The following is a 19,685-nucleotide window of genomic DNA, read 5'->3' on the forward strand; positions in this document are numbered from 1 at the left end:
GTAATGACGAGCACCAAGGCACGTACGACGGCACTGATCACGCCCATCGAGCAGGAAGCGCAGAACGAGGCGAAAGCGCTGGCTGGTGAAGGGCGCACCGCCAAAGCCATCCGGCGGCTGCGCAAGGACTCGGGCCTCGGTCTGGCCACCGCCCCCGTGGCACTGGACCTGCTCACTCAGGGCCACACATTGCCCACCACCTACGGCGAGGCGCTTGATGCCCTACGGCAACTCGATGCCGCACTGGTCGCCGAGATGACCGATCTGCTCAACGGCGGGCACCGCGACTCCGCGATCAAGCTGCTCAGGGAGCGGACCGACATGGATCTCGCCGGGGGCTACCACCTTGTCACGGAGCTGAGCGCTCGGCTGGATACGCAGTAGTCGTTTGCGGCAGGCCGCCGCCGCGCACAGTGAGAGGCCCCGGCGAGACCCGGGGCCTCTTGCGCTGTGGGCGGGTCCCCGGCGGCCTCCTCCGGCCTGTTCCAGCGTGCACGTTGGGTGTGGGGCGTGACAGAGAGCTGCGACGCCGATCGTCACCGGCATAAGCACGATCTGTGTCTTCCAGACCAGTTGCTTCCCCCGATAGGCGCCCCACAACGCGACCACGGCGAATGCGCCGACGGTCATGAACGCGATGGGGGTGAGGTGGTTCGCGGAGGCGTGTTGCCCGTTCCCTCAGCTGTACGTCCACCGCCACGCGTTCGAGCTGTACACGCACTTGATCGCCGCGCCGCTGGCCGTCGTAGTCGTGGCGCCGTGGTCGCTGTTGCGGCAGAACTGGCCCGCTGAGTAGCAGTTTCCGGCGTTGGAGCGGATGGAGCAGGTGCCGGTCGAATCCTGGGCGGAACTGCTGCCGCTGCCGGTGTCGGCGGCCCTGGCGGTGGTCGTCTTGGTGACGGTGATCGTGGGGGCGGGCTTCGCCTTGGGCTTGACGGTCTCCGTGACCGTGGGGCCGGGTTCCGGGGTGGCCGTGACGGTCGCCGTGATCGTCGTCGTGGGTCTGGGCTTGGCCTCCACCGGCTGCTGCCCGTCGTCCCCGTTCGCGGAGCCGATCAGCGTGCCCGTCAGGAGCAGGGCCGTGCCGCCGACCCATACGAGGACGCGCTTGTGCAGTGGACGTGAGTCGGGCCCGCGTGGTGCCGGAGGTATGGGTGTGTTGTACGGGTTGGTCATATCGGCCCCCAGGATGCTCGGGTGGGGTGACCGTATTCCTGAGACGGGGCATGTGTGGAGAGTGTGCGGGCGTAGTGGCCGTTCTGTGATCCGAGTCAAGTCGCGTTCCTCGGTCAGATGTTCCTGCCCCTACGGCAAGCCGAGCCCGGCACTCACGCCACGTGACGGCGAAGTCCGGTGCTCAGCGGCACCGACCGTGGGTGCCCCCGACAGCGTTCTGACCTAGGGTGGTGCTCGCTTACGAGGGGGCAAGGTGAACGGCAATCCGATCTATCACTTGATCGCGCTGGGCGTGGCGACAGTACTGATGGTGCCGTTGCCCGTGGCGATGCTGGCCGGGTGGACTCCGCCGTGGTTGCGCGGGCAGCGGGGCGGGGTGCGGCTTCAGGCTTGCGGGGTGCTGGCCATCTACGCCATGGTGCTTGCCAACAGCCTGCCGCGCATCGCCGACGCCTCGTTCGAGACGGTCATGCTCTTTACTTGCATTGGACTCGGCTTCAGCGTCGTCGCCGGAGTGCTGCTCCTGCTGTCCGCGCTCAGGAACGCGCGGCGCGCAGGGCGCTGATCGCCCCCGGCGGTCCCGAACACGCACAGCCGCAGGACCAGGAAGCGGCCCACCCCCGCGGCCCCCGACGCCGTCAAGTACACCGTCTGTTCCCAGAGCAGGGACGGGGACGGGTGCAGTGTGTGCAGGAGCAGGATCGCCGCTGACGTCACTCCGTACGCCACCGCCGCCGAGCCCCCGGACTGGAGGTGCCGGCGCAGCCCCGGGCGTTTGCCCGTCGTGAAGGTGAACAGGGCGTGCAGCTCCGTGCAGAGGAGCGTGGACGCCACCGTGATCAGGGCGTTGGCCAGCGCCCACGGCATCGTCGTCGCCAGCAGGGGCACCGTCGCTCCGGAGGCCAGGCCCACCCCGCCGCCGCACACCACGAACCGGGCGAAGGACGCGAGCGGCGAGGTCATGGGAGTTCCTTCCGGGAAGGAGCGGGGAGTTGTGCGGACGTGGCTTTGATCGGCCGCGTCCAACGATCCCGTTCTCCGCCGTCCCTTACGAGGTGGCACGCTCCCCGATCGGGGGTGGTGCCAGCCCCACCATGCGAGGGGGGCCGGCCAACCGCCCCTACTTGAACGCCCCCACGTACCGCGCCGCCCACTCTCCGTACGCCCGCGGCCGACGCCCCAGCAGCGCCTCCGTGTCCGGGCTCACCCGGCGCAGCGCCTCCGGCGGCGTGCCCAGCATGTCCAGCGTTGTCTCCACCACCGGCTCCGGCATGAAACGCACCATCCCGTCCCGCGCCTCAGACCGGGAAAGTTCCACGAAGCGCACCGGCTCCCCCAATACCTCCTGCAGCGCCGCCACTTGCTCGCGCGGGGTGATGGGCGCCGGGCCCGTCAGGTCGTACACCTTCCCCTCGTGGCCCCGCTCGCGCAGCACCCTCGCCGCCGCCTCCGCTATGTCCGCCGGGTCCACCGTCGGCAGGGCCACGTCGCCGAAGGGCGCCGCCGCTTCGCGGCGAGCACGGACCGACTCCGCCCACTGGAAGGTGTTGGAGTGGAAGCCCGCGGGGCGCAGCAGCGTCCAGTGCATGCCCGCTCCCTTGACCGCGTCCTCCAGCGTCGGCGGCAGGTGGCCCGTGCCCACGCCCTGCGAGGAGAGCAGCACCACCCGGTTCACGCCGGCCGTCCGCGCGGCCGTCAGTACCGGTCCCAGGTCACCGCCCGCGCCCAGGAACTCCCCCGAGGTCAGGAGGAAGAGGGCCTTGGCCCCGGTCAGGGCCGGTTCCAGGGTTTCGGGCGCCGCCAGGTCCGCCTGGTGGTGGCGGACCGTCGCCGGCAGGGCACCGTCGGCCGGGGGGCGCCTCGACACCGCCGTCACCGACTCCCCCGCCTCCACCAGTGCCCGCACCAGCGGCTGTCCCACATTGCCCGTCGCTCCGGTCACCACGATCATCGTCGTACTCCGTTCTGAGGTCTCGTCAACTTCCTGCTCAGGAACGGTACTTTTTAGAGGCAAGTAGGTACCTAGAGGAAAGTAATGGGAGAAGGAGCCGATGTGATCGAGGCCACAGTCAGTAGGAGTGAAGTCGCACCCGAGAATGCCTGTCCCATCGCACCCGTCGTCGACATCGTCTTCAGTCGCTGGACCACGCCGATCCTCTGGGCCCTGCACGAATACGGCACCCAGCGCTTCGTCGAGCTGGAGCGGCGGATCTCCACGATCACGCCGAAGGTACTGACGCAGCGGCTGCGGCAGTTGGAGCGGGACGGGCTGGTCGTACGGACGTACTACCCCGAGGTGCCGCCGCGTGTGGAGTACGAGATCAGTGACCTGGGGCGGAGTCTCGCGCCGCTGTTCGCCGCCCTGTCCGAGTGGTCCGTCAATCTGCCCCGCGTCGAGCAGGCACGCCTCGAATACGACGCCCGCGACGGCAGGCAGCGGCGCTGAGGGTCAGGCGTCGCCCTCGCGGAGTTCGTCGATGTACCCCTGCGCCAGTCCCGTCGTCCGTGTGAACCAGTCCGTCAGTACCGCGATCTCGTCCGGCGAGTAGTCGGCGAACAGTTCCATCAGGCGGCCGTAGTACGGGCCGTACAGCGCCTCCACGCGCGTGACCGCGTCCGGTACCGCCGCCACGCGCACCCGGCGGCGGTCGGTCGGGTCGGCGACGCGGGTGATGTAGCCGGCGCGCTCCAGGCGGTTGAGGATGCCGGTCATCGCGCCGGTGGTGACGTGGGCGTGCTCGGCGAGGTCGCCCGCGCTGAGCAGGTTCTCGCCCGCCTTCAGCACGCAGCCGAAGCAGAGCAGGTCGGTGATGTTCAGGCCCAGCCGCTGGGCCATCTCCTGCTGGCCGAGCAGATGGGCCGCGATGAGGGAGTCCATCGCCTCCAGTGCCTGGGCGGGGGTGGCGGCGGGGCGGCGCGGCTTGGCGTGCATGTGGTGCAGTTACCTCACTTCGTGAGAGGTTTCGGTGATAAATTCCTTAGGAAGTGAGAGACATTCTCATTCCTGAGGGGGCATGGCCTGTGAGCGCACAGTACGACGAGGGGCACACGGTCGCGGGGTGGACCGGCACCGCGATCGCGACGGTGGGCGGCTCGGTGGCCGGGGCGGGGGTGTGTCTGGTGTCCCCGCTCGTCGTCGGCGGCGGCCTCGGCATCTGCCTGCTCGCCCTGCTCACCACCTGGGCGCTGCATCTCACCGGGTGGGGCAAGGGGCCGGGGCCGCGGCCCCGGGAGCAGTGGCCCATGGGGGTCCGTGATCCGCAGGCCCGTGCGGGGCACCCGGAGTGCCTCGGCTGCCGGCTGGCGGGGCGGGGGCGTAGGGGGCGGGGCAGGCCGGAAGCGCTTGCCGTCACCGCCGTCTCCGGCGAGGAAGCCGTACAGCTCACCCCCGCCGAATAGGCCGCGCCCGCTCGATGTCAGTGGCGGCGCCTACGCTCGACCCGATGGCACAGGCATGGAGGTGTTCGGGGCTGCGCTGGGCGGCGGGCGGTCCCGAGCTGGGCTGGGAAGGGGGTCGGCGCACCGCGCTGACCTGGGGGAAACGGGTGGCCTTCGCGGTCGAGGAGGGGGGAGTGCGGACCTGCGTGGGGGCGCGGGGGCACGCCTGTCCGGTGCGCGCGGTCGTGTCGGGGCGCAGTACGGGCGCGCGCTGCGAGGAGTGCGCCCGCCTGGACCGCGCGCACTCCGTCGCCGCGGACACACTCGCCGACGATCCGCGGCCGTACCGCGTCTATCTGGCCTGGTTCGGGCCCGGCATGGTCAAGGTCGGCATCACCGCCGAACAGCGTGGCCCCGCCCGCCTGCTGGAACAGGGCGCCGTCTGTTTCACCTGGCTCGGCACCGGGCCCCTGATGGCCGCCCGGCGCACCGAGGAGCTGCTCCGCGCCGCACTCCGCGTCCCGGACCGCATCCCGTACGCCGACAAGCGCGCCGTACGCTCCGTGCTGCCCGCCACCGCGCCCGAGCGGGCCCGCGAGGTCGAGGAACTGCACGCCCGGGCCCTCGCCCTCCCCGGCTGGCCCGAGTCCCTGACCCCCGCCCCCTGCGACCCCGTCGACCACGTGCCTGCCTTCGGCCTCGCCCAACTCCCGCCCGCCGTCGGCGAGGTGACCGAGCTGATCGCGGGTGCCGCCCTCACCGGGACGCTGGCCGCCGCGGCCGGTCCGGATCTGCATCTGCGTACCGCTACCGGTGTCGTCGTACTCGACACCCGGCTGATGAGAGGGTGGGGGCTGGTCCCCGCGAGCGACGGCCGCCCGGCCCTGCCGCTACGGCCGTTCAAAGCCCCCTCCGCAACCACCCAGGACGGACTGTTCTGAACGCACGCGGCTGGCACGGCCGTTCAGGACAGCCACACCCCAACACCGCCCCTTCCTAAGAGCCCCCTGTGAATTTCTCAGGAAAATCACAGGTTGTAGAAAGCGTGTTCTCAGAGGGCCCCGACACAGTGGCCGCCATGACCACGACCTCGCCCCAGGGGCGCACCGAACTGCTGAGGCCGGACGGGAGCCCCGTCCGAGTGCTTGTGGTGGACGACGAGCAGTCGATCACCGAGTTGCTGTCCATGGCCCTGCGCTACGAGGGTTGGCAGATCCGCAGCGCCGGCGACGGCTCGGGTGCCGTGCGCACCGCGCGCGAGTTCCGGCCCGACGCCGTCGTCCTCGACATGATGCTGCCCGACATGGACGGACTGGCCGTCCTCGGCCGGCTGCGGCGCGAACTGCCGGACGTGCCCGTGCTCTTCCTCACCGCGAAGGACGCCGTGGAGGACCGTATCGCCGGGCTCACCGCGGGCGGCGACGACTACGTGACCAAGCCGTTCAGCCTGGAGGAGGTCGTCGCGCGGCTGCGCGGGCTGATCCGCCGCTCCGGCGCCGCCGACCGCCGCTCCGACTCCGTGCTCGTCGTCGGCGACCTCACCCTCGACGAGGACAGCCACGAGGTCACCCGGGGCGGCGACTCCATCCACCTCACCGCCACCGAGTTCGAGCTGCTGCGCTTCCTGATGCGCAACCCGCGGCGCGTGCTCAGCAAGGCGCAGATCCTCGACCGGGTCTGGTCCTACGACTTCGGCGGCCAGGCCAACGTGGTCGAGCTGTACATCTCCTACCTGCGCCGCAAGATCGACGCCGGTCGGGAGCCCATGATCCACACCCGGCGCGGTGCCGGATACCTGATCAAGCCCGCCGTGTCATGAGCGGACGACGACGGACGCGTCCGCGGCGGAGACGAGCGACCCTGCGGACGCGGCTCGTCGTCGCCTCCGTGGTGCTGATCGCCGTGGTCTGCGCGGTGATCGGCACGGTCACCACCCTGGCGCTGCGCTCGCACCTGTACGAGCAGCTCGACGACCGGCTCAGCGAGGTCGCCGGACGCGCGGCCGGTTTCGGCGCGCCCCCGGGCGGCGAACCCGGTCGGGAGAACGCGGTCACCAAGAGCGACCCCTTCACCCTCGCCGACTTCGTCACCCGCGGCCCCCAGCCCGAGGGCACGGTCGTCGCCGAGGTGGAGGGCGGCGTCATCACCGCGGCCAAGGTCGGCAAGAAGGACGACAGCAGCACCGACTTCAGCGGCATGGTCGCCGAGGACCTCGACGACAGCCAGAAACAGGCCCTCGCCGCCGTGACCCGCGACCGCGACAAGCACACCGTCGACCTCGGCAGCCTCGGCGAGTACCGGGTCACGTACAAGACGGGCGCCAACGGCAGCTACTACGTCGCCGTGCCCACCGAGGAAGTCACCGGCACCCTCAACACGCTGATCCTCATCGAGATCAGCGTCACCGCGGCCGGTCTGATCGCCGCCTCCCTCGCCGGGACGGTCATCGTCGGCGTCGCCACCCGCCCGCTGCGCAAGGTCGCCGCCACCGCCACCCGGGTCTCCGAACTCCCGCTGCACAGCGGCGAGGTGAACCTCAACGAGCGCGTCCCGGAGTCCGAGTGCGACCCGCACACCGAGGTCGGCCGGGTCGGCGCCGCCCTGAACCGCATGCTGGACCACGTCCACGGCGCCCTGCACGCCCGCCAGCGGAGCGAGACCCGGGTACGGCAGTTCGTGGCCGACGCCAGCCACGAGCTGCGCACCCCGCTCGCCTCCATCCGCGGCTACGCCGAACTCACCAGACGCGGCAGGGAACAGATCGGCCCCGACACCCGGCACGCCCTCGGCCGTATCGAGTCCGAGGCGGGCCGGATGACCCTGCTCGTGGAGGACCTGCTGCTGCTCGCCCGGCTCGACGCCGGACGGCCGCTGCAGTTCGAGCAGACCGACCTCGTCCCGCTGGTCGTGGACACCGTCAGCGACTCCCGCGCGGCCGGCATGGACCACAACTGGCGGCTCGACCTGCCCGACGAACCGGCCCTGGTGACGGCGGACGCGGCCCGCGTCCAGCAGGTACTGGTCAACCTGCTGGGCAACGCCCGCAAGCACACCCCGCCGGGCACCACCATCACCGCGCGGGTGCGACGGCAGGGCACGTGGATGTGCGTGGACGTCGAGGACAATGGCCCCGGCATCCCGCCGGATCTGCTGCCGCATGTCTTCGAACGGTTCGCACGCGGCGACACCTCGCGCTCGCGCGCCTCCGGCTCCACCGGCCTGGGCCTGGCCATCGTGCAGGCCGTGGCGGCGGCGCACGGCGGCGCCGTGACCGTGGACAGCGTGCCCGGACGGACCGTGTTCACGGTCCATCTGCCCGCGCCGACGGTCCATCTGTCCGCGCCGACGGTCCATCTGTCCGCGCCGACGGTCCATCTGTCCGCGCCCGCGGTCCATCTGCCCGCCCCCGAGCGCCCCGACATGAACCGGCAACCGCACTCACAGGCACAGCACAGCCTGACCACACGGGCGGAACAGGGCGCCTGACCAGAGTCGTTCCCATGCGAACCGACTCTTCTCCCGGCACCCTGCCGGCGCGGGAGCACCTCCCGGCCGGAGACGCCGGTACGCCTGTTCTGGACGTAGTGATCCCCGTCTACAACGAGGAGAAGGACCTTCAGCGGTGCGTCCTGAGACTGCACGAGCACCTCAGCCGCACCTTCCCCTACGCCTTCCGCATCACGATCGCGGACAACGCCTCCACGGACACCACCCCTTACCTGTCCCGGCAGTTGGAGCAGTGGCTCCCCGAGGTAAGGGCCGTGCGGCTGGAGCAGAAGGGCCGCGGACGCGCCCTGCGCACCGTCTGGTCCGCCTCCAACGCCCCCGTCCTCGCCTACATGGACGTGGACCTGTCCACCGACCTCAACGCGCTGCTGCCGCTGGTGGCCCCGCTGATCTCGGGCCACTCCGACCTGGCGATCGGCTCCCGGCTGGCCCGCTCCTCGCGCGTGGTGCGCGGCCCGAAGCGGGAGTTCATCAGCCGCACCTACAACCTCATCCTGCGCGGCTCGCTCCAGGCCCGGTTCTCCGACGCCCAGTGCGGTTTCAAGGCGATACGGCGGGACGTGGCGCAGGTGCTGCTGCCGCTGGTGGAGGACAGCGGCTGGTTCTTCGACACCGAGATGCTGGTGCTCGCCGAGCGGGCCGGGCTGCGCATCCACGAGGTGCCGGTGGACTGGGTCGACGACCCCGACTCCACCGTGCACATCGTGCGGACGGCCACCGAGGACCTCAAGGGCGTCTGGCGGGTCGGCAGGGCCCTGGCCACCGGATCGCTGCCGCTGGACCGGCTCGCCCGCCCCTTCGGCGACGACCCGCGCGACCGCGGCATCAAGGACGTACCCAAGGGACTGGCCCGCCAGCTCCTCGGCTTCTGCGCGGTCGGCGCCCTGTCCACCCTCTTCTACCTGCTGCTCTACACCGGCTTCCGGCAGTTCACCGGCTCGCAGGTGGCCAACGCCCTCGCCCTGCTGGTCTCGGCCGTCGCCAACACGGCCGCCAACCGGCGCCTGACCTTCGGAGTGCGGGGCGGCGCCGGTGCCGTCCGCCACCAGGCCCAGGGGCTGGTGGTGTTCGCCATCGGCCTGGCCCTGACCAGCGGCTCGCTGGCCGCTCTGAACGTGGCCAGCGCCGAGCCCGCGCACTCCACCGAACTGGCGGTCCTGATCGCCGCCAACCTCGCCGCGACCGTGCTGCGCTTCCTGCTCTTCCGGGTCTGGGTCTTCCCGGACCGACGCGAGGACCCGGCCGTCACGGCCGCCCCGGCCAGCCCGACCGCCACGGCCGGCCCGGCCACCACGGCCGCTACGGCACCACTGCCCACCTACAGCGACCCACTGCCCACGCACCCCGACCTACTGCCCACCTACACCGACCTGGGGGACCACCGATGACCGTCATTCCTACGAGTACGGCGGTACCCGAGCCGCCGACCACCCCGCCGACGGCCCCTCCGGTGGCCCCGCACCCCGCCCCACCCGGCCGCCCCGCCGACCCGCGCTGGGTCCGCCCCGCCTTCCTCGGCCTGCTGCTCGCCACGGCCGTCCTCTACCTCTACAACCTCAGCGCCTCCGGCTACGCCAACTCCTTCTACTCCGCGGCCGTCCAGGCGGGCAGCGAGTCCTGGAAGGCGTTCTTCTTCGGCTCGCTGGACGCGGCCAACGCCATCACCGTCGACAAGCCCCCGGCCTCACTGTGGCCGATGGCCCTGTCGGTGCGGCTCTTCGGCCTGAACTCCTGGGCGATCCTGGTCCCCGAGGTCCTCATGGGCGTCGGCACGGTCGCCGTCGTGTACGCCGCCGTACGCCGCCGGTTCAGCCCCGCCGCCGGTCTGATTTCCGGCGCGGTGCTGGCGCTCACCCCGGTCGCTGCGCTGATGTTCCGGTTCAACAACCCTGACGCGATGCTGGCCCTGCTGATGGCGGTGGCCTGCTACTTCGTCATCCGCGCCCTGGAGGACGGCCGCACCAAGTGGCTGCTGTGGGCCGGTACGGCCATCGGCTTCGCCTTCCTTGCCAAGACCCTCCAGGCCTTTCTGATCCTGCCCCCGCTCGCGCTCGTGTACGGCGTCTGCGCGCCGGTCTCCGTGAAGAAGCGGGTCGGACAGCTGGCCGCGGGCTTCGCCGCGATCGTGGTCAGCGGCGGCTGGTGGGTCGCCATCGTCGAACTGTGGCCCGCCTCCTCGCGCCCCTACATCGGCGGCTCCCAGAACAACTCCTTCCTGGAACTGACCTTCGGCTACAACGGCCTGGGCCGGCTCAACGGCGAGGAGACCGGCAGCGTCGGCGGCGGGGGCGGAAACGGCGGCGGCAACTGGGGCGAGACCGGCTGGGACCGCCTGTTCGGCGCGAACATCGGCGGCCAGATCTCCTGGCTGATCCCGGCCGCGCTGATCCTGCTGGTCGCGGCCCTGGTCGCCACCCGCAAGGCGAGGCGCACCTCGGTGACGCGCGGTTCGTTCCTCGTCTGGGGCGGCGCGCTGATCGTCACCATGCTGGTCTTCAGCTACATGCAGGGCATCTTCCACGAGTACTACACCGTCGCCCTCGCGCCCTACGTCGCCCCGCTCATCGGCATGGGCTCGGTGCTGCTGTGGGAGCGGCGGGAGAAGGCCTGGGCGTCGCTCACCCTGGCGGGCGCCATGACGGCCACCGCGGGCTGGGGGTACGTCCTGCTCAACCGGTCCTCCGACTATCTCCCCTGGCTGAAGTGGCTGGTCCTGGTGGGCGGTCTGGCGGCGGCCCTCGGGCTGGTCTTCGTGAGCCGGCTCGGCCATCGGCTTGCCCTGGGTGTCGCGGGCCTGGGGCTCGTGGCAGCGCTGGCCGGGCCCACGGCGTACACCCTCACGACGGTGAACGAGGGCCACTCCGGCTCGATCGTCACCGCGGGCCCGTCGGTGCAGGGCGGACGGGGCGGCGGCCCCGGTGGCGGCGGTGGCCCGGGCGGGGGCGGCCCCGGTGGCGCCGGTGGCGGCTTCCCCGGGCAGCAGGGCAACCAGCAAGGGCAGCAGGGCGGTGGCATGGGCCAGCCGCCGACCGGTGGCAATGGCGGCAACGGCGGCTTCCCGGGCGGCGGGACCATGCCGGGCCAGCAAGGGAACCAGCCGGGCAACCAGCAGGGGAGCCGGCAGAACGGCGACGGCGGTATGCCCGGCGGCGATGGCGGCGATGGCGGCGATGGCGGCGGTGGCGGCATGGGCGGCCTGCTCAACGGCGCCTCGGTCTCCGACGAGGCCAAGGCCCTCCTGGAGAAGGACGCGGGGGACTACACCTGGGCGGCCGCCGCGATCGGCGCCCAGAACGCCGCGAGCTACCAGCTCTCCACCGGTGAGCCCGTGATGGCGATCGGCGGCTTCAACGGCACCGACCCGTCCCCGACGCTGGCCGAGTTCAAGCAGTACGTGGCCGACGGAAAGATCCACTACTTCATCGCGAGCGGCTCCGGCGGCGGCATGGGCGGCGGGCGCGGCGACGGCACGTCCTCGCAGATCAGCGCCTGGGTCGAGGAGAACTTCGAGGCGGTGACGGTCGACGGCACCACCTTCTACGACCTGACGTCCGGGTAATGCCCTTGTACGCCGTATAGGAGTAGCTCTACGGTGTACAGCATGTCGACGTCCTCACCGGAACACCCCCAGGCCGCCCCGCCGCAGCCCCGGCCGCAGCGGGGCGGCCACCCGCAGCGCTGGCTGATCCTCGGCGTCCTGTGCCTCGCGGTGCTGACCGTGGTGCTGGACAACACCGTCCTGAACGTGGCCATCCCCTCGCTCACCCGGGAACTGGGCGCGAGCACCTCCGACATCCAGTGGATGATCAACGCCTACTCGCTGGTGCAGTCGGGCCTGCTGCTCACCGCGGGCAGCGCCGCCGACCGCTACGGCCGCAAGAAGATGCTGGCCATCGGGCTGGCCCTGTTCGGCACCGGTTCGCTGGTGGCCGGACTCGCCGACTCCACCGGTCAGTTGATCGCCGCCCGCGCCGGGATGGGCGTCGGCGGCGCGCTGCTGATGACGACCGTGCTGGCGGTGGCGATCCAAATCTTCACGCCCGAGGAGCAGCCCAGGGCGATCGGCATCTGGGCCGCCGTGAACTCCCTGGGCTTCGCCGCCGGTCCCCTCCTGGGCGGCTTCATGCTGGACCACTTCTGGTGGGGCGCGATCTTCCTGATCAACATCCCGGTCGCCGCGCTCGCCCTGGTCGCGGTCGTCGTCCTCGTCCCGGAGTCCAAGAACCCCCAGGGCGACCGCCCCGACCTGCTCGGCGCCGTCCTCTCCACCATCGGCATGGCCTCCCTGGTGTACGCGATCATCTCCGGCCCGGAGCACGGCTGGCTGTCGGGCCGGGTGCTGGCCACGGCGGCCGTCGCGGTCACGGTGCTGGCCGCCTTCGCGTACTGGGAGAGCCGTATCCCGTACCCGATGATCGACATGCACTTCTTCCGCAACCGCCGCTTCACCGGCGCGGTCTCGGGCGGTGTGCTGATCACCTTCGGCATGGGCGGCTCGCTCTTCCTGCTCACCCAGCACATGCAGTTCGTACTCGGCTACGAGCCGCTGGAGGCCGGTCTGCGGATCGCCCCGATGGCCCTGATGATCGTGGCGCTGAACTTCAGCGGTGTGGCGGCCAAGTGCGCGGCCCGGCTGGGCACCCCGCTCGCCATCGGGCTCGGCATGGCGGTGATGGCGGCCGGGCTCGCCTCCATCGCGGTGGTCGACTCCGGCGGCTACGGCGGTACGTTCCTGGGCCTGGTCCTCATCGGCACCGGCGCCGCCGTGGCGAGCCCCGCGATGTCGCACGCCATCATGAGTGCGATCCCCCCGGAGAAGGCGGGCGTCGGCGGCGGGATCAACGGCACCGTGGCCGAGTTCGGCACCGGGCTGGGGGTGGCCGTGCTCGGCGCGCTGCTCAACTCGCGGTTCGCGGCGCTGATTCCGGTGGCCGCGACCTCCCTGCCGGCGGCGCTGGCGGCCGCGGGGTCGGCGGAGGAGCGGCAGCGGGTGACGGACGCGTTCTCCTCCGGGCTGCAGACGAGCCTGCTGGTGGGCTCGTTGGCCGTGCTGCTCGGCGGACTGGTCGCCGGGGCGTTGCTGCGGCGGGCGGAGAGGGCAGGGAAGGCCTGACGGGGCGGCGTACGGTGGGCGGGCGACTGCGGGCAGCATGGTGGCTGGTCACACAGTTCCCCGCGCCCTCTTCGGGGCGTCCAGCGTGACCCGCGGGGTTGAGTCGAGGAAGGTGCGCCATGGGTAAGGCAGCCGAACGGCGGGCCAGCGTCTGGCTTGAGGGCGGTACGCGCCGGGGTGGCAGGGGGAGCGGCCAGCCGTCCGGGCTGGACCGCGAGCGGATCACCGAGGCGACCGTGCGCCTGCTGGACGCGGAGGGCCTCGCCAAGTTCTCCATGCGCCGCCTGGCCGCCGAGCTGAACGTCACCGCGATGTCCGTCTACTGGTACGTCGACACCAAGGACGACCTCCTCGAACTCGCCCTGGACTCCGTCCACGGGGAACTGCGGCTGCCCGACCCGGAGGCGGACGAGGACTGGCGCGACCAACTGCGCACGCTGGCCGGCGAGTACCGCGCGATGCTGGTCCGCCACCCCTGGATGTCCCCGCTGGCCGGGACCTACCTCAACATCGGCCCCAACTCGCTCGCCTTCTCCCGGGTGGTGCAGCGCGTCATGGGCAGGACGGGCCTGCCCGCCGAGGGCATGACCGGCGCGATCTCCGCCGTCTTCCAGTTCGTCTACGGCTTCGGCACCGTCGAGGGGCACTTCTACACCCGCGCCCGCAGCACGGGCATGACCCCCGACGCCTACTACGAGCGCGCGATGGAGACGGCGATCGAGAGCCCCGCCACGGCCGAGGTGATCGGGGAGGCGAAGGAGATCATGGAGGCCCGGGGCGGGGAGAACGTGGCGGACATGCTGGAGCGCGACTTCGCCTTCGCCCTGGACCTGCTGGTGGCCGGCATCGAGGCGATGGTGACCCGAGTCCACCGCAGGTGACCCGACGGGTGACCCGCGCCCGCCGCAGGTGACCCGACGGGTGACCCGCGCCCGCCGCGAGTGACCCGGCGCCCGATTCATCGCCTCCGCCCTGGGAGGCACCCCAGCGGCCGGCTCGTCGCCCCGTCCGGGGAGTGAGCCCGGCGGTCAGCGGGTCGACCGCGCCTCAGGAATGACCCGGCGGCCGCCACCTCAGCCCCTCGATCCGGGAGTGACCGGCCGCCGTCTCAGTCCCCACCCAACCGGGGAATGACCCGGCGCCCGCCTCATCCCCCCTCCACCAGCCGCGCCGGAAAGCCCCCCGTGGCCACCGGCCCCCACCGCTCCGGTGTGATCCGGATGATCGACTTGCCCTGCTTGACCATCGCCGCCCGGTACTCGTCCCAGTCCGGGTGCTCCCCGGCGATGTTCCGGTAGTACTCCACCAGCGGCTCCACCGAGTCCGGCGTGTCGATCACCTCGGCGGTGCCGTCCACCTGCACCCACGGGCCGTTCCAGTCGTCGCTCAGCACAATGACGCTGACCCGCGGGTCCCGCTTGGCGTTGCGCGTCTTGGCCCGTTCGGGGTACGTGGAGACCACGATCCGCCCCGAGTCGTCCACCCCGCAGGTCAGCGGCGAACCCTGCGGGCCCCCGTCCGCCCGCCGCGTCAGCAGGATCGCCCGGTGACGCGGCCGTACGAAGTCCAGCAACTCGTCCAGCGAAACGGTGGTGTTGGTCGCGATGTTGGGTGCCATGGCGTCAGCCTAGGGCGGGTTCCTTCTCCGCGCCCGGAGCCTGCGCCTGCGCCTGCTCCAGCGCGCCGGTGGTGCGCAGCGGGACCTCCTTGATGAACAGGGTCACCAGGAAGGCGAGGAAGGCGATCGGGGCGACGTACAGGAAGATGTCGGCGATGCCGTGGCCGTAGGCGCTCTCCAGCCAGGTGCGGATCGGTCCGGGCAGGGCGTCCATGTCGGGGAGCTGACCGGAGCCCATCGCCTTGCCGGCCGCGGCCTGCTCCTCGGGGCTGAGGGTGCCGATGGTGTCGGTGGCGTAGTGGCTGATCCGGGTCGTCATCACCGAGCCGAGCGCCGAGACGCCCATCGCGCCGCCGAGGGACCGGAAGAAGGTCACCACCGAGCTGGCGGCGCCGAGTTCGTGCGGGGCGACCTGGTTCTGCGTGGAGAGCACCAGGTTCTGCATCATCATGCCGACGCCGAGACCCATCAGGCCCATGTAGACGGCGATGTGCCAGTACGGGGTGTCGTAACGCATGGTGCCGAGCAGGCCGAGCCCCGCCGTGACCAGCACACCGCCCACGACCAGCCAGGACTTCCACTTGCCGGTCCGGGTGATGATCGCGCCGGAGACCGTGGAGGACACGAACAGACCGGCGATCATCGGGATGGTCGCGACACCGGACATGGTGGGCGACATGTCGCGGGCCAGCTGGAAGTACTGGCTGAAGAACACGGTGCCCGCGAACATCGCGACACCGACCAGCAGGGACGCCAGCGAGGCCAGCGCGATGGTGCGGTTGCGGAACAGGCGCAGCGGGATGATCGGCTCGGCGGCCCTGCTCTCCACGAAGAGGAAGACCAGCGTCAGCGCGAGGGCGCCGCCGACCATGGCGTAGGTCTGCCCGGACAGCCAGGCGTACTTGTCGTCCGCGAAGGTGACCCAGATCAGCAGCAGGCTGACGGCGGCGGTGATGAAGAAGGCCCCGGCCCAGTCGACCTTGACCTTGCGCCGGCTCTCCGGCAGGTGCAGCGTCTTCTGCAGTACGAACAGGGCGAACAGCGCGAACGGGATCCCCACGTACAGGCACCAGCGCCAGCCCAGCCAGCTGGTGTCGGTGATGACACCGCCGACCAGCGGACCGCCGACGGTCGCGACCGCGAACGTGGCACCGAGGTAGCCGGAGTAGCGGCCGCGCTCCCGCGGGGAGATCATCGCGGCCATGATGATCTGGGCGAGCGCGGTCAGACCGCCCGCGCCGAGACCCTGTACGACCCGGGCGCCGATCAGCATCCCGGAGTTCTGCGCGATGCCGGCGAACACCGAGCCGACGATGTAGATGACCAGGGCTATCTGGACCAGGGCCTTCTTGCTGACCAGATCGGCCAGCTTGCCCCACAGCGGCGTCGACGCGGTCATCGCCAGCAGCGCGGCCGTCACCACCCAGGTGTACGCGCTCTGTCCGCCGCCGAGGTCCGTGATGATCTCGGGCAGGGCGTTGGAGACGATGGTGGAGGACAGGATGGCGGCGAACATGCCGAGCAGCAGCCCGGAGAGCGCCTCCATGATCTGCCGGTGCGTCATGGGAGCGTCGCCGGAGCCTCCTTCGTGCTCGGCCTGAGCCCGCACACCGTCGGGTGTGGTCGTTGCCATGGGCTTCCTTCTCTTGTGCGGTCTGCTCTTACGCGGTGATCGCGGTGATCGCGGTGATCGCGGAGGTACGGGGGTGGGGGACTGCTCGTCGAAGCAGCGGCGCAGCCGGGCCATCAGCTCGGTGAGCCGGGCGACGTCCTCGTCGCTCCAGTCGCTCAGCCGCGCGGCCAGCAGCCGGGTCGTGCACCGGGCCAGCTCCTGCACCCGGTCCCGGCCGGCGGGCGTCAGGCGCAGGATGCGGCCGCGTTTGTCGGACGGGTCGGGGGAGCGGTCGATCCAGCCCCGCTCGGCGAGGTGGGCGACATGCCTGCTGGTGACCGACATGTCGACGGCGAGCAGCTCCGCGAGCCTGCTCATCCGCATGTCCCCGTGCCGTTCCAGCAGCGTCAGCGCCGCCGCGGACCCGCTCGGGCAGTCCGCGGGCAGCGCCCGCCCCAGCTCCCGTTTCACGGCCCCGAAGGCACTGAACTGCCGCACGAGCTCCTCGTAGAGCCCCTGCTCGGCCATCACATCTCCCGATTTTGTCGCTTAGGGCAACCATAGAAGTTATTGGTTGCTGCAGGCAAATAAAATGGGGGTGCCGGGCCTCAAAAGTTGGCAAAGGCAAGTATTGCGACCGTAAACACCCAGGTGGCGACGGGTGCGGTCAACCGGTGCTCCCGGTGCCGCCGGTCGGGACCCGCGCTTGGGCGCGCACCCCGGATTCGCTAGGGTTTCGGGCCATGGCTAACACCCAGGACCCCCAGGGCAACTACGACCCCGCTGGCAGCACGCAGATGTTCCGCGCGTTCGTCGACGAGGCCCCTCAGGGGCAGCAGCAGGCGGCCGCTTCCTCCGGTTCCCGCATCGGCCTGATCGTCGGTGCCGTCGTCGCGATCGCGGTCGTCGTGGCGGTGGCCTGGCTCGCGCTGAAGTAGTCCGCGCGGCAGCAGCGGGCGCCGAGGTGGCAGGCGCCGAAGCGGTCCGTTCCGGAGCGCTCCGCGCGGCTCACCGCCACCGGACGGACACGTCCCGCGTCTCGATGCGCATGCCGAGCGGCACACGCCAGGCGTCGACCGCAACGAGGGAAGTCCGGTGAGCACCTTCACTCCACGTGAGGTGGCCTACGACCGCTACCGGGCCGCGGTCAACAGCTCCCGCAGCGTGCTCGGCTGGCACGCCGACGACGTGCGCACGGACCGCGCGCGACTCCTCCATCGCGCCGCGCACAGCATCGCCGCCGCACTCGACGGACCGGCACGCGTGCACCTGCCCGAGCCCGACGACGACGCCCTGCACTTGCGGGAATGCCGTCCCGTACGGACCGTACTCGTGCCAACCCCCAACTATCGTTGTTTTTCAACCTCTTTCGGGAGGTTCCTGGCATGGGACGGCCGCGTAAGACGCCCGAGGGGAGCCGTACGACGCGGCTCGGTCTCGGGGGCGAGCATCAGAAGCAGCGTGCCCGCCTGCTCGCCGAGCTGATGCCGGGCGAGCCGTGCGCGGTTTGCGGGGAGCCGGTGTTCCCCGAGCAGGACCTGGACGCCGACCACGAGCAGGCGCGCCCTCGGCGGCACGCGGGCCACGCGGCTGCTGCACGCGTCGTGCAACCGGCGGCTCGGCGCGCAGCTGGGCAACCGGCTCCGCTCCGGCCAGGCCGCGGCCGGCGCTCTGCCTCCGCCGAAGTCGGGAACGCCCTGCTACCGGTGCGGGTGTCCCTTGATGCGTGCCCAGCAACTGCGCACCGCGGCGCGGCCGTGCGGGGATCAGGCGTGGCAGCACGCGCGCTGCGGCACCGACGGCTGTTCGGTGCCCGCGGGCTTGCTGTAGCGCGGGGTCCGGGGGCCGTCTCGCGCGCGAACAGGTGGCCTGCGGGTTAAGTCTGCGGGCCGCCGAACAGCCCGAAGACGGGCGGACGGCAAGACTCCTGACGCGAAAGCGGCCTCGCCCCATACCCTGACAGTGTCGAGCTGTTCAGAGAGGGGCAAGGCCGTGTCGCCTTCAGATGGTAGCCCGGACCCGTACGCCGAGCCGCTGGTGTTCGGCCAGCGTCTCCAGATCCTTCGCACCCGGAAGGGCATGACCCGCGAGCAACTCGGCGGGCTGCTCGGCAGGTCCGGATCGTGGGTCAAGGGAATCGAGACAGGGCGGCTCAAGACGCCCAAGCTCGACGTGATCCTGCGCATCGCCGAGCTGTTGCGCGTCCGCGACCTCGCGGACCTGACCGGCGACCAGTCTGCGCACGTCGACCTGTTCGCCGGCCCCGGCCACCCGCGCCTCGCCGCGGTCAAGACCGCTGTCGACGCCTTCCCACTCACCACGCAGCGCGAGGCGCCCCCGGCCACTCATCTTCACGCGCGGCTCGCGCAGGCATGGAAGGCGCGACACTCCGCACCGAATCACCGCGAGGTGATCGGCACCCTGCTGCCGGACCTGATCCGTGACGCTCAACTCGCCGTGCGGCAGGCCGACACCGGGACGGACCGCAGAGCAGCTCAGGCCGTACTCGCCGAGGTCTACTCCCTGTGCCAGTTCTTCGTGGCATACCAGCCGGATCCCGCCCTGTTGTGGCGCGTCGCCGAGCGCGGGCTGATCGCCGCGCAGGAGTCCGAGGACCCGCATGCGATCGGTGTAGCCGCATGGCTTGCTGCGCAGGCACACCGTGATGCTGGCCCGGCGCACTTCGACGCCGCAGACGCGGTGAACCGCGAGACTCTCGCGTACCTCGAACCGCAGTTGCCGGACGCCTCGAACGATGTCCTCGCCATCACGGGCGCGCTCACCTTCGAGGCCGGCTACACCGCAGCCCGACGCGGGGAGACGGGCACGGCATGGCGGCACTGGGACCAGGCCCGAGCCATGGCCGACCGGCTTCCAGAGGACTACTACCACCCGGTGACGTCGTTCTCCCGGGCCATCATGGGCGCGCACGCGGTCACCGTCGCCGTCGAGCTGCACCAGGGCGGCGAGTCCGTACGCCAGGCCGCCCGCGCCGACGCCGTCACCATCCCCTCAAGGCCGCGGAGGGCCCGGCACCGCATCGAAGAGGCTCGCGGCTTCCAACTCGACGGACAGCCTGACGTCGCCCTGGCCACGCTGGAGAAGGCACACGAAGCTGCTCCCGAGACGATCAAGTACAACGGGTACGCCAAGCGCATTGTGCTGGAGGAGGCCGAGGCGAAGGTTCCGGCCCGGCGTCGTCGAGCCTCCGAACTCGCGGTGAAGCTCGGCATGTTGGCCGCATGACGTAGGGGCACAATCTGTGCCCCTGCCTCTCCTTC

16 protein-coding genes and 1 pseudogene are annotated in these 19,685 nt (G+C 71.1%); 11 read left to right on the plus strand and 6 right to left on the minus strand.

Features of this window, described 5'->3' with window-relative positions; genetic code table 11:
- Window positions 1–3 precede the first annotated feature (3 nt).
- Window positions 4–384 carry a hypothetical protein gene (locus tag GA0115233_RS16900; RefSeq protein WP_093721059.1) on the plus strand — a complete coding sequence of 127 codons (381 nt, stop codon included), beginning with the start codon at window positions 4–6 and terminating at the stop codon, window positions 382–384.
- Window positions 385–678: 294 nt separating this feature from the next.
- On the opposite strand, the gene GA0115233_RS16905 is transcribed toward GA0115233_RS16900, so the two are convergent.
- From GA0115233_RS16905 to GA0115233_RS16915, 3 genes are all read right to left on the minus strand, one after another.
- Complete coding sequence (locus GA0115233_RS16905; RefSeq protein ID WP_093721060.1) at window positions 679–1,176, minus strand: hypothetical protein; 498 nt, start codon at window positions 1,174–1,176, stop codon at window positions 679–681.
- Between the two features lie 408 nt (window positions 1,177–1,584).
- The gene (locus tag GA0115233_RS16910) at window positions 1,585–2,139 is read right to left on the minus strand and encodes a GtrA family protein (RefSeq protein ID WP_250749111.1); all 555 of its coding nucleotides are present in this window, start codon (window positions 2,137–2,139) and stop codon (window positions 1,585–1,587) included.
- A 157-nt stretch (window positions 2,140–2,296) separates the two neighbouring features.
- Entirely contained in the window at window positions 2,297–3,127 is an 831-nt protein-coding gene (locus GA0115233_RS16915) for an NAD(P)H-binding protein (protein WP_093721061.1), read from the minus strand.
- Window positions 3,128–3,211: 84 nt separating this feature from the next.
- Here GA0115233_RS16915 and GA0115233_RS16920 point away from each other — a divergent pair, with 84 nt between their 5' ends.
- Window positions 3,212–3,622, plus strand: coding sequence for a winged helix-turn-helix transcriptional regulator (locus GA0115233_RS16920; RefSeq protein WP_093721062.1), 411 nt, complete (start codon window positions 3,212–3,214; stop codon window positions 3,620–3,622).
- Window positions 3,623–3,625: 3 nt separating this feature from the next.
- On the opposite strand, the gene GA0115233_RS16925 is transcribed toward GA0115233_RS16920, so the two are convergent.
- Complete coding sequence (locus GA0115233_RS16925) at window positions 3,626–4,108, minus strand: MarR family winged helix-turn-helix transcriptional regulator (RefSeq protein WP_093721063.1); 483 nt, start codon at window positions 4,106–4,108, stop codon at window positions 3,626–3,628.
- 89 nt (window positions 4,109–4,197) lie between these two features.
- Here GA0115233_RS16925 and GA0115233_RS16930 point away from each other — a divergent pair, with 89 nt between their 5' ends.
- The 7 genes and pseudogenes from GA0115233_RS16930 to GA0115233_RS16965 all read left to right on the plus strand — a co-directional run bounded on the left by GA0115233_RS16930 (window position 4,198) and on the right by GA0115233_RS16965 (window position 14,055).
- The gene (locus GA0115233_RS16930; RefSeq protein WP_093721064.1) at window positions 4,198–4,575 is read left to right on the plus strand and encodes an HGxxPAAW family protein; all 378 of its coding nucleotides are present in this window, start codon (window positions 4,198–4,200) and stop codon (window positions 4,573–4,575) included.
- A 44-nt stretch (window positions 4,576–4,619) separates the two neighbouring features.
- Window positions 4,620–5,495 carry a DUF2797 domain-containing protein gene (locus GA0115233_RS16935; protein WP_093721065.1) on the plus strand — a complete coding sequence of 292 codons (876 nt, stop codon included), beginning with the start codon at window positions 4,620–4,622 and terminating at the stop codon, window positions 5,493–5,495.
- A 137-nt stretch (window positions 5,496–5,632) separates the two neighbouring features.
- On the plus strand, window positions 5,633–6,373 hold the full coding sequence (locus tag GA0115233_RS16940; RefSeq protein ID WP_176711817.1) for a response regulator transcription factor: 741 nt from the start codon (window positions 5,633–5,635) through the stop codon (window positions 6,371–6,373).
- Window positions 6,370–8,040: a sensor histidine kinase gene (locus GA0115233_RS16945; RefSeq protein ID WP_093721067.1), complete on the plus strand. Its 1,671-nt coding sequence runs from the start codon at window positions 6,370–6,372 to the stop codon at window positions 8,038–8,040. Before GA0115233_RS16940 ends, GA0115233_RS16945 begins: the two co-directional genes overlap by 4 nt.
- A gap of 14 nt (window positions 8,041–8,054) precedes the next feature.
- A pseudogene (locus GA0115233_RS42365) lies at window positions 8,055–11,620 on the plus strand (glycosyltransferase family 39 protein); the annotation flags it as partial.
- Between the two features lie 42 nt (window positions 11,621–11,662).
- The gene (locus GA0115233_RS16960) at window positions 11,663–13,174 is read left to right on the plus strand and encodes an MFS transporter (RefSeq protein ID WP_176711818.1); all 1,512 of its coding nucleotides are present in this window, start codon (window positions 11,663–11,665) and stop codon (window positions 13,172–13,174) included.
- A gap of 119 nt (window positions 13,175–13,293) precedes the next feature.
- Complete coding sequence (locus GA0115233_RS16965; RefSeq protein ID WP_093721069.1) at window positions 13,294–14,055, plus strand: TetR/AcrR family transcriptional regulator; 762 nt, start codon at window positions 13,294–13,296, stop codon at window positions 14,053–14,055.
- A 266-nt stretch (window positions 14,056–14,321) separates the two neighbouring features.
- Here GA0115233_RS16965 and GA0115233_RS16970 read toward each other — a convergent pair whose 3' ends face one another.
- Both GA0115233_RS16970 and GA0115233_RS16975 read right to left on the minus strand, forming a co-directional pair.
- Window positions 14,322–14,792 carry a PPOX class F420-dependent oxidoreductase gene (locus tag GA0115233_RS16970; protein ID WP_093721070.1) on the minus strand — a complete coding sequence of 157 codons (471 nt, stop codon included), beginning with the start codon at window positions 14,790–14,792 and terminating at the stop codon, window positions 14,322–14,324.
- Window positions 14,793–14,796: 4 nt separating this feature from the next.
- Window positions 14,797–16,932 (minus strand): MFS transporter, encoded by a 2,136-nt coding sequence (locus GA0115233_RS16975; RefSeq protein ID WP_093721071.1) that lies wholly within the window; start codon window positions 16,930–16,932, stop codon window positions 14,797–14,799.
- 215 nt (window positions 16,933–17,147) lie between these two features.
- On the opposite strand from GA0115233_RS16975, the gene GA0115233_RS16980 reads away from it, so the two are divergent.
- The gene (locus GA0115233_RS16980) at window positions 17,148–17,342 is read left to right on the plus strand and encodes a hypothetical protein (RefSeq protein WP_093721072.1); all 195 of its coding nucleotides are present in this window, start codon (window positions 17,148–17,150) and stop codon (window positions 17,340–17,342) included.
- Window positions 17,343–18,396: 1,054 nt separating this feature from the next.
- Complete coding sequence (locus tag GA0115233_RS16990) at window positions 18,397–19,650, plus strand: helix-turn-helix domain-containing protein (RefSeq protein WP_255310237.1); 1,254 nt, start codon at window positions 18,397–18,399, stop codon at window positions 19,648–19,650.
- Window positions 19,651–19,685 lie beyond the last annotated feature (35 nt).

The sequence above is a fragment of the Streptomyces sp. DI166 genome (assembly GCF_900091315.1).
GTDB lineage: Bacteria > Actinomycetota > Actinomycetes > Streptomycetales > Streptomycetaceae > Streptomyces > Streptomyces fuscus.

Excerpts from the sequence above, each read along its gene's own strand:
- GA0115233_RS16900 (WP_093721059.1), top strand. The coding sequence starts at position 4 with ATGACGAGCACCAAGGCACGTACGACGGCACTGATCACGCCCATCGAG.
- GA0115233_RS16905 (WP_093721060.1), bottom strand. The coding sequence starts at position 1,176 with ATGACCAACCCGTACAACACACCCATACCTCCGGCACCACGCGGGCCC.
- GA0115233_RS16910 (WP_250749111.1), bottom strand. The coding sequence starts at position 2,139 with ATGACCTCGCCGCTCGCGTCCTTCGCCCGGTTCGTGGTGTGCGGCGGC.
- GA0115233_RS16915 (WP_093721061.1), bottom strand. The coding sequence starts at position 3,127 with ATGATCGTGGTGACCGGAGCGACGGGCAATGTGGGACAGCCGCTGGTG.
- GA0115233_RS16920 (WP_093721062.1), top strand. The coding sequence starts at position 3,212 with ATGGGAGAAGGAGCCGATGTGATCGAGGCCACAGTCAGTAGGAGTGAA.
- GA0115233_RS16925 (WP_093721063.1), bottom strand. The coding sequence starts at position 4,108 with ATGCACGCCAAGCCGCGCCGCCCCGCCGCCACCCCCGCCCAGGCACTG.
- GA0115233_RS16935 (WP_093721065.1), top strand. The coding sequence starts at position 4,620 with ATGGCACAGGCATGGAGGTGTTCGGGGCTGCGCTGGGCGGCGGGCGGT.
- GA0115233_RS16940 (WP_176711817.1), top strand. The coding sequence starts at position 5,633 with ATGACCACGACCTCGCCCCAGGGGCGCACCGAACTGCTGAGGCCGGAC.
- GA0115233_RS16945 (WP_093721067.1), top strand. The coding sequence starts at position 6,370 with ATGAGCGGACGACGACGGACGCGTCCGCGGCGGAGACGAGCGACCCTG.
- GA0115233_RS16960 (WP_176711818.1), top strand. The coding sequence starts at position 11,663 with ATGTCGACGTCCTCACCGGAACACCCCCAGGCCGCCCCGCCGCAGCCC.
- GA0115233_RS16965 (WP_093721069.1), top strand. The coding sequence starts at position 13,294 with ATGGGTAAGGCAGCCGAACGGCGGGCCAGCGTCTGGCTTGAGGGCGGT.
- GA0115233_RS16970 (WP_093721070.1), bottom strand. The coding sequence starts at position 14,792 with ATGGCACCCAACATCGCGACCAACACCACCGTTTCGCTGGACGAGTTG.
- GA0115233_RS16975 (WP_093721071.1), bottom strand. The coding sequence starts at position 16,932 with ATGGCCGAGCAGGGGCTCTACGAGGAGCTCGTGCGGCAGTTCAGTGCC.
- GA0115233_RS16980 (WP_093721072.1), top strand. The coding sequence starts at position 17,148 with ATGGCTAACACCCAGGACCCCCAGGGCAACTACGACCCCGCTGGCAGC.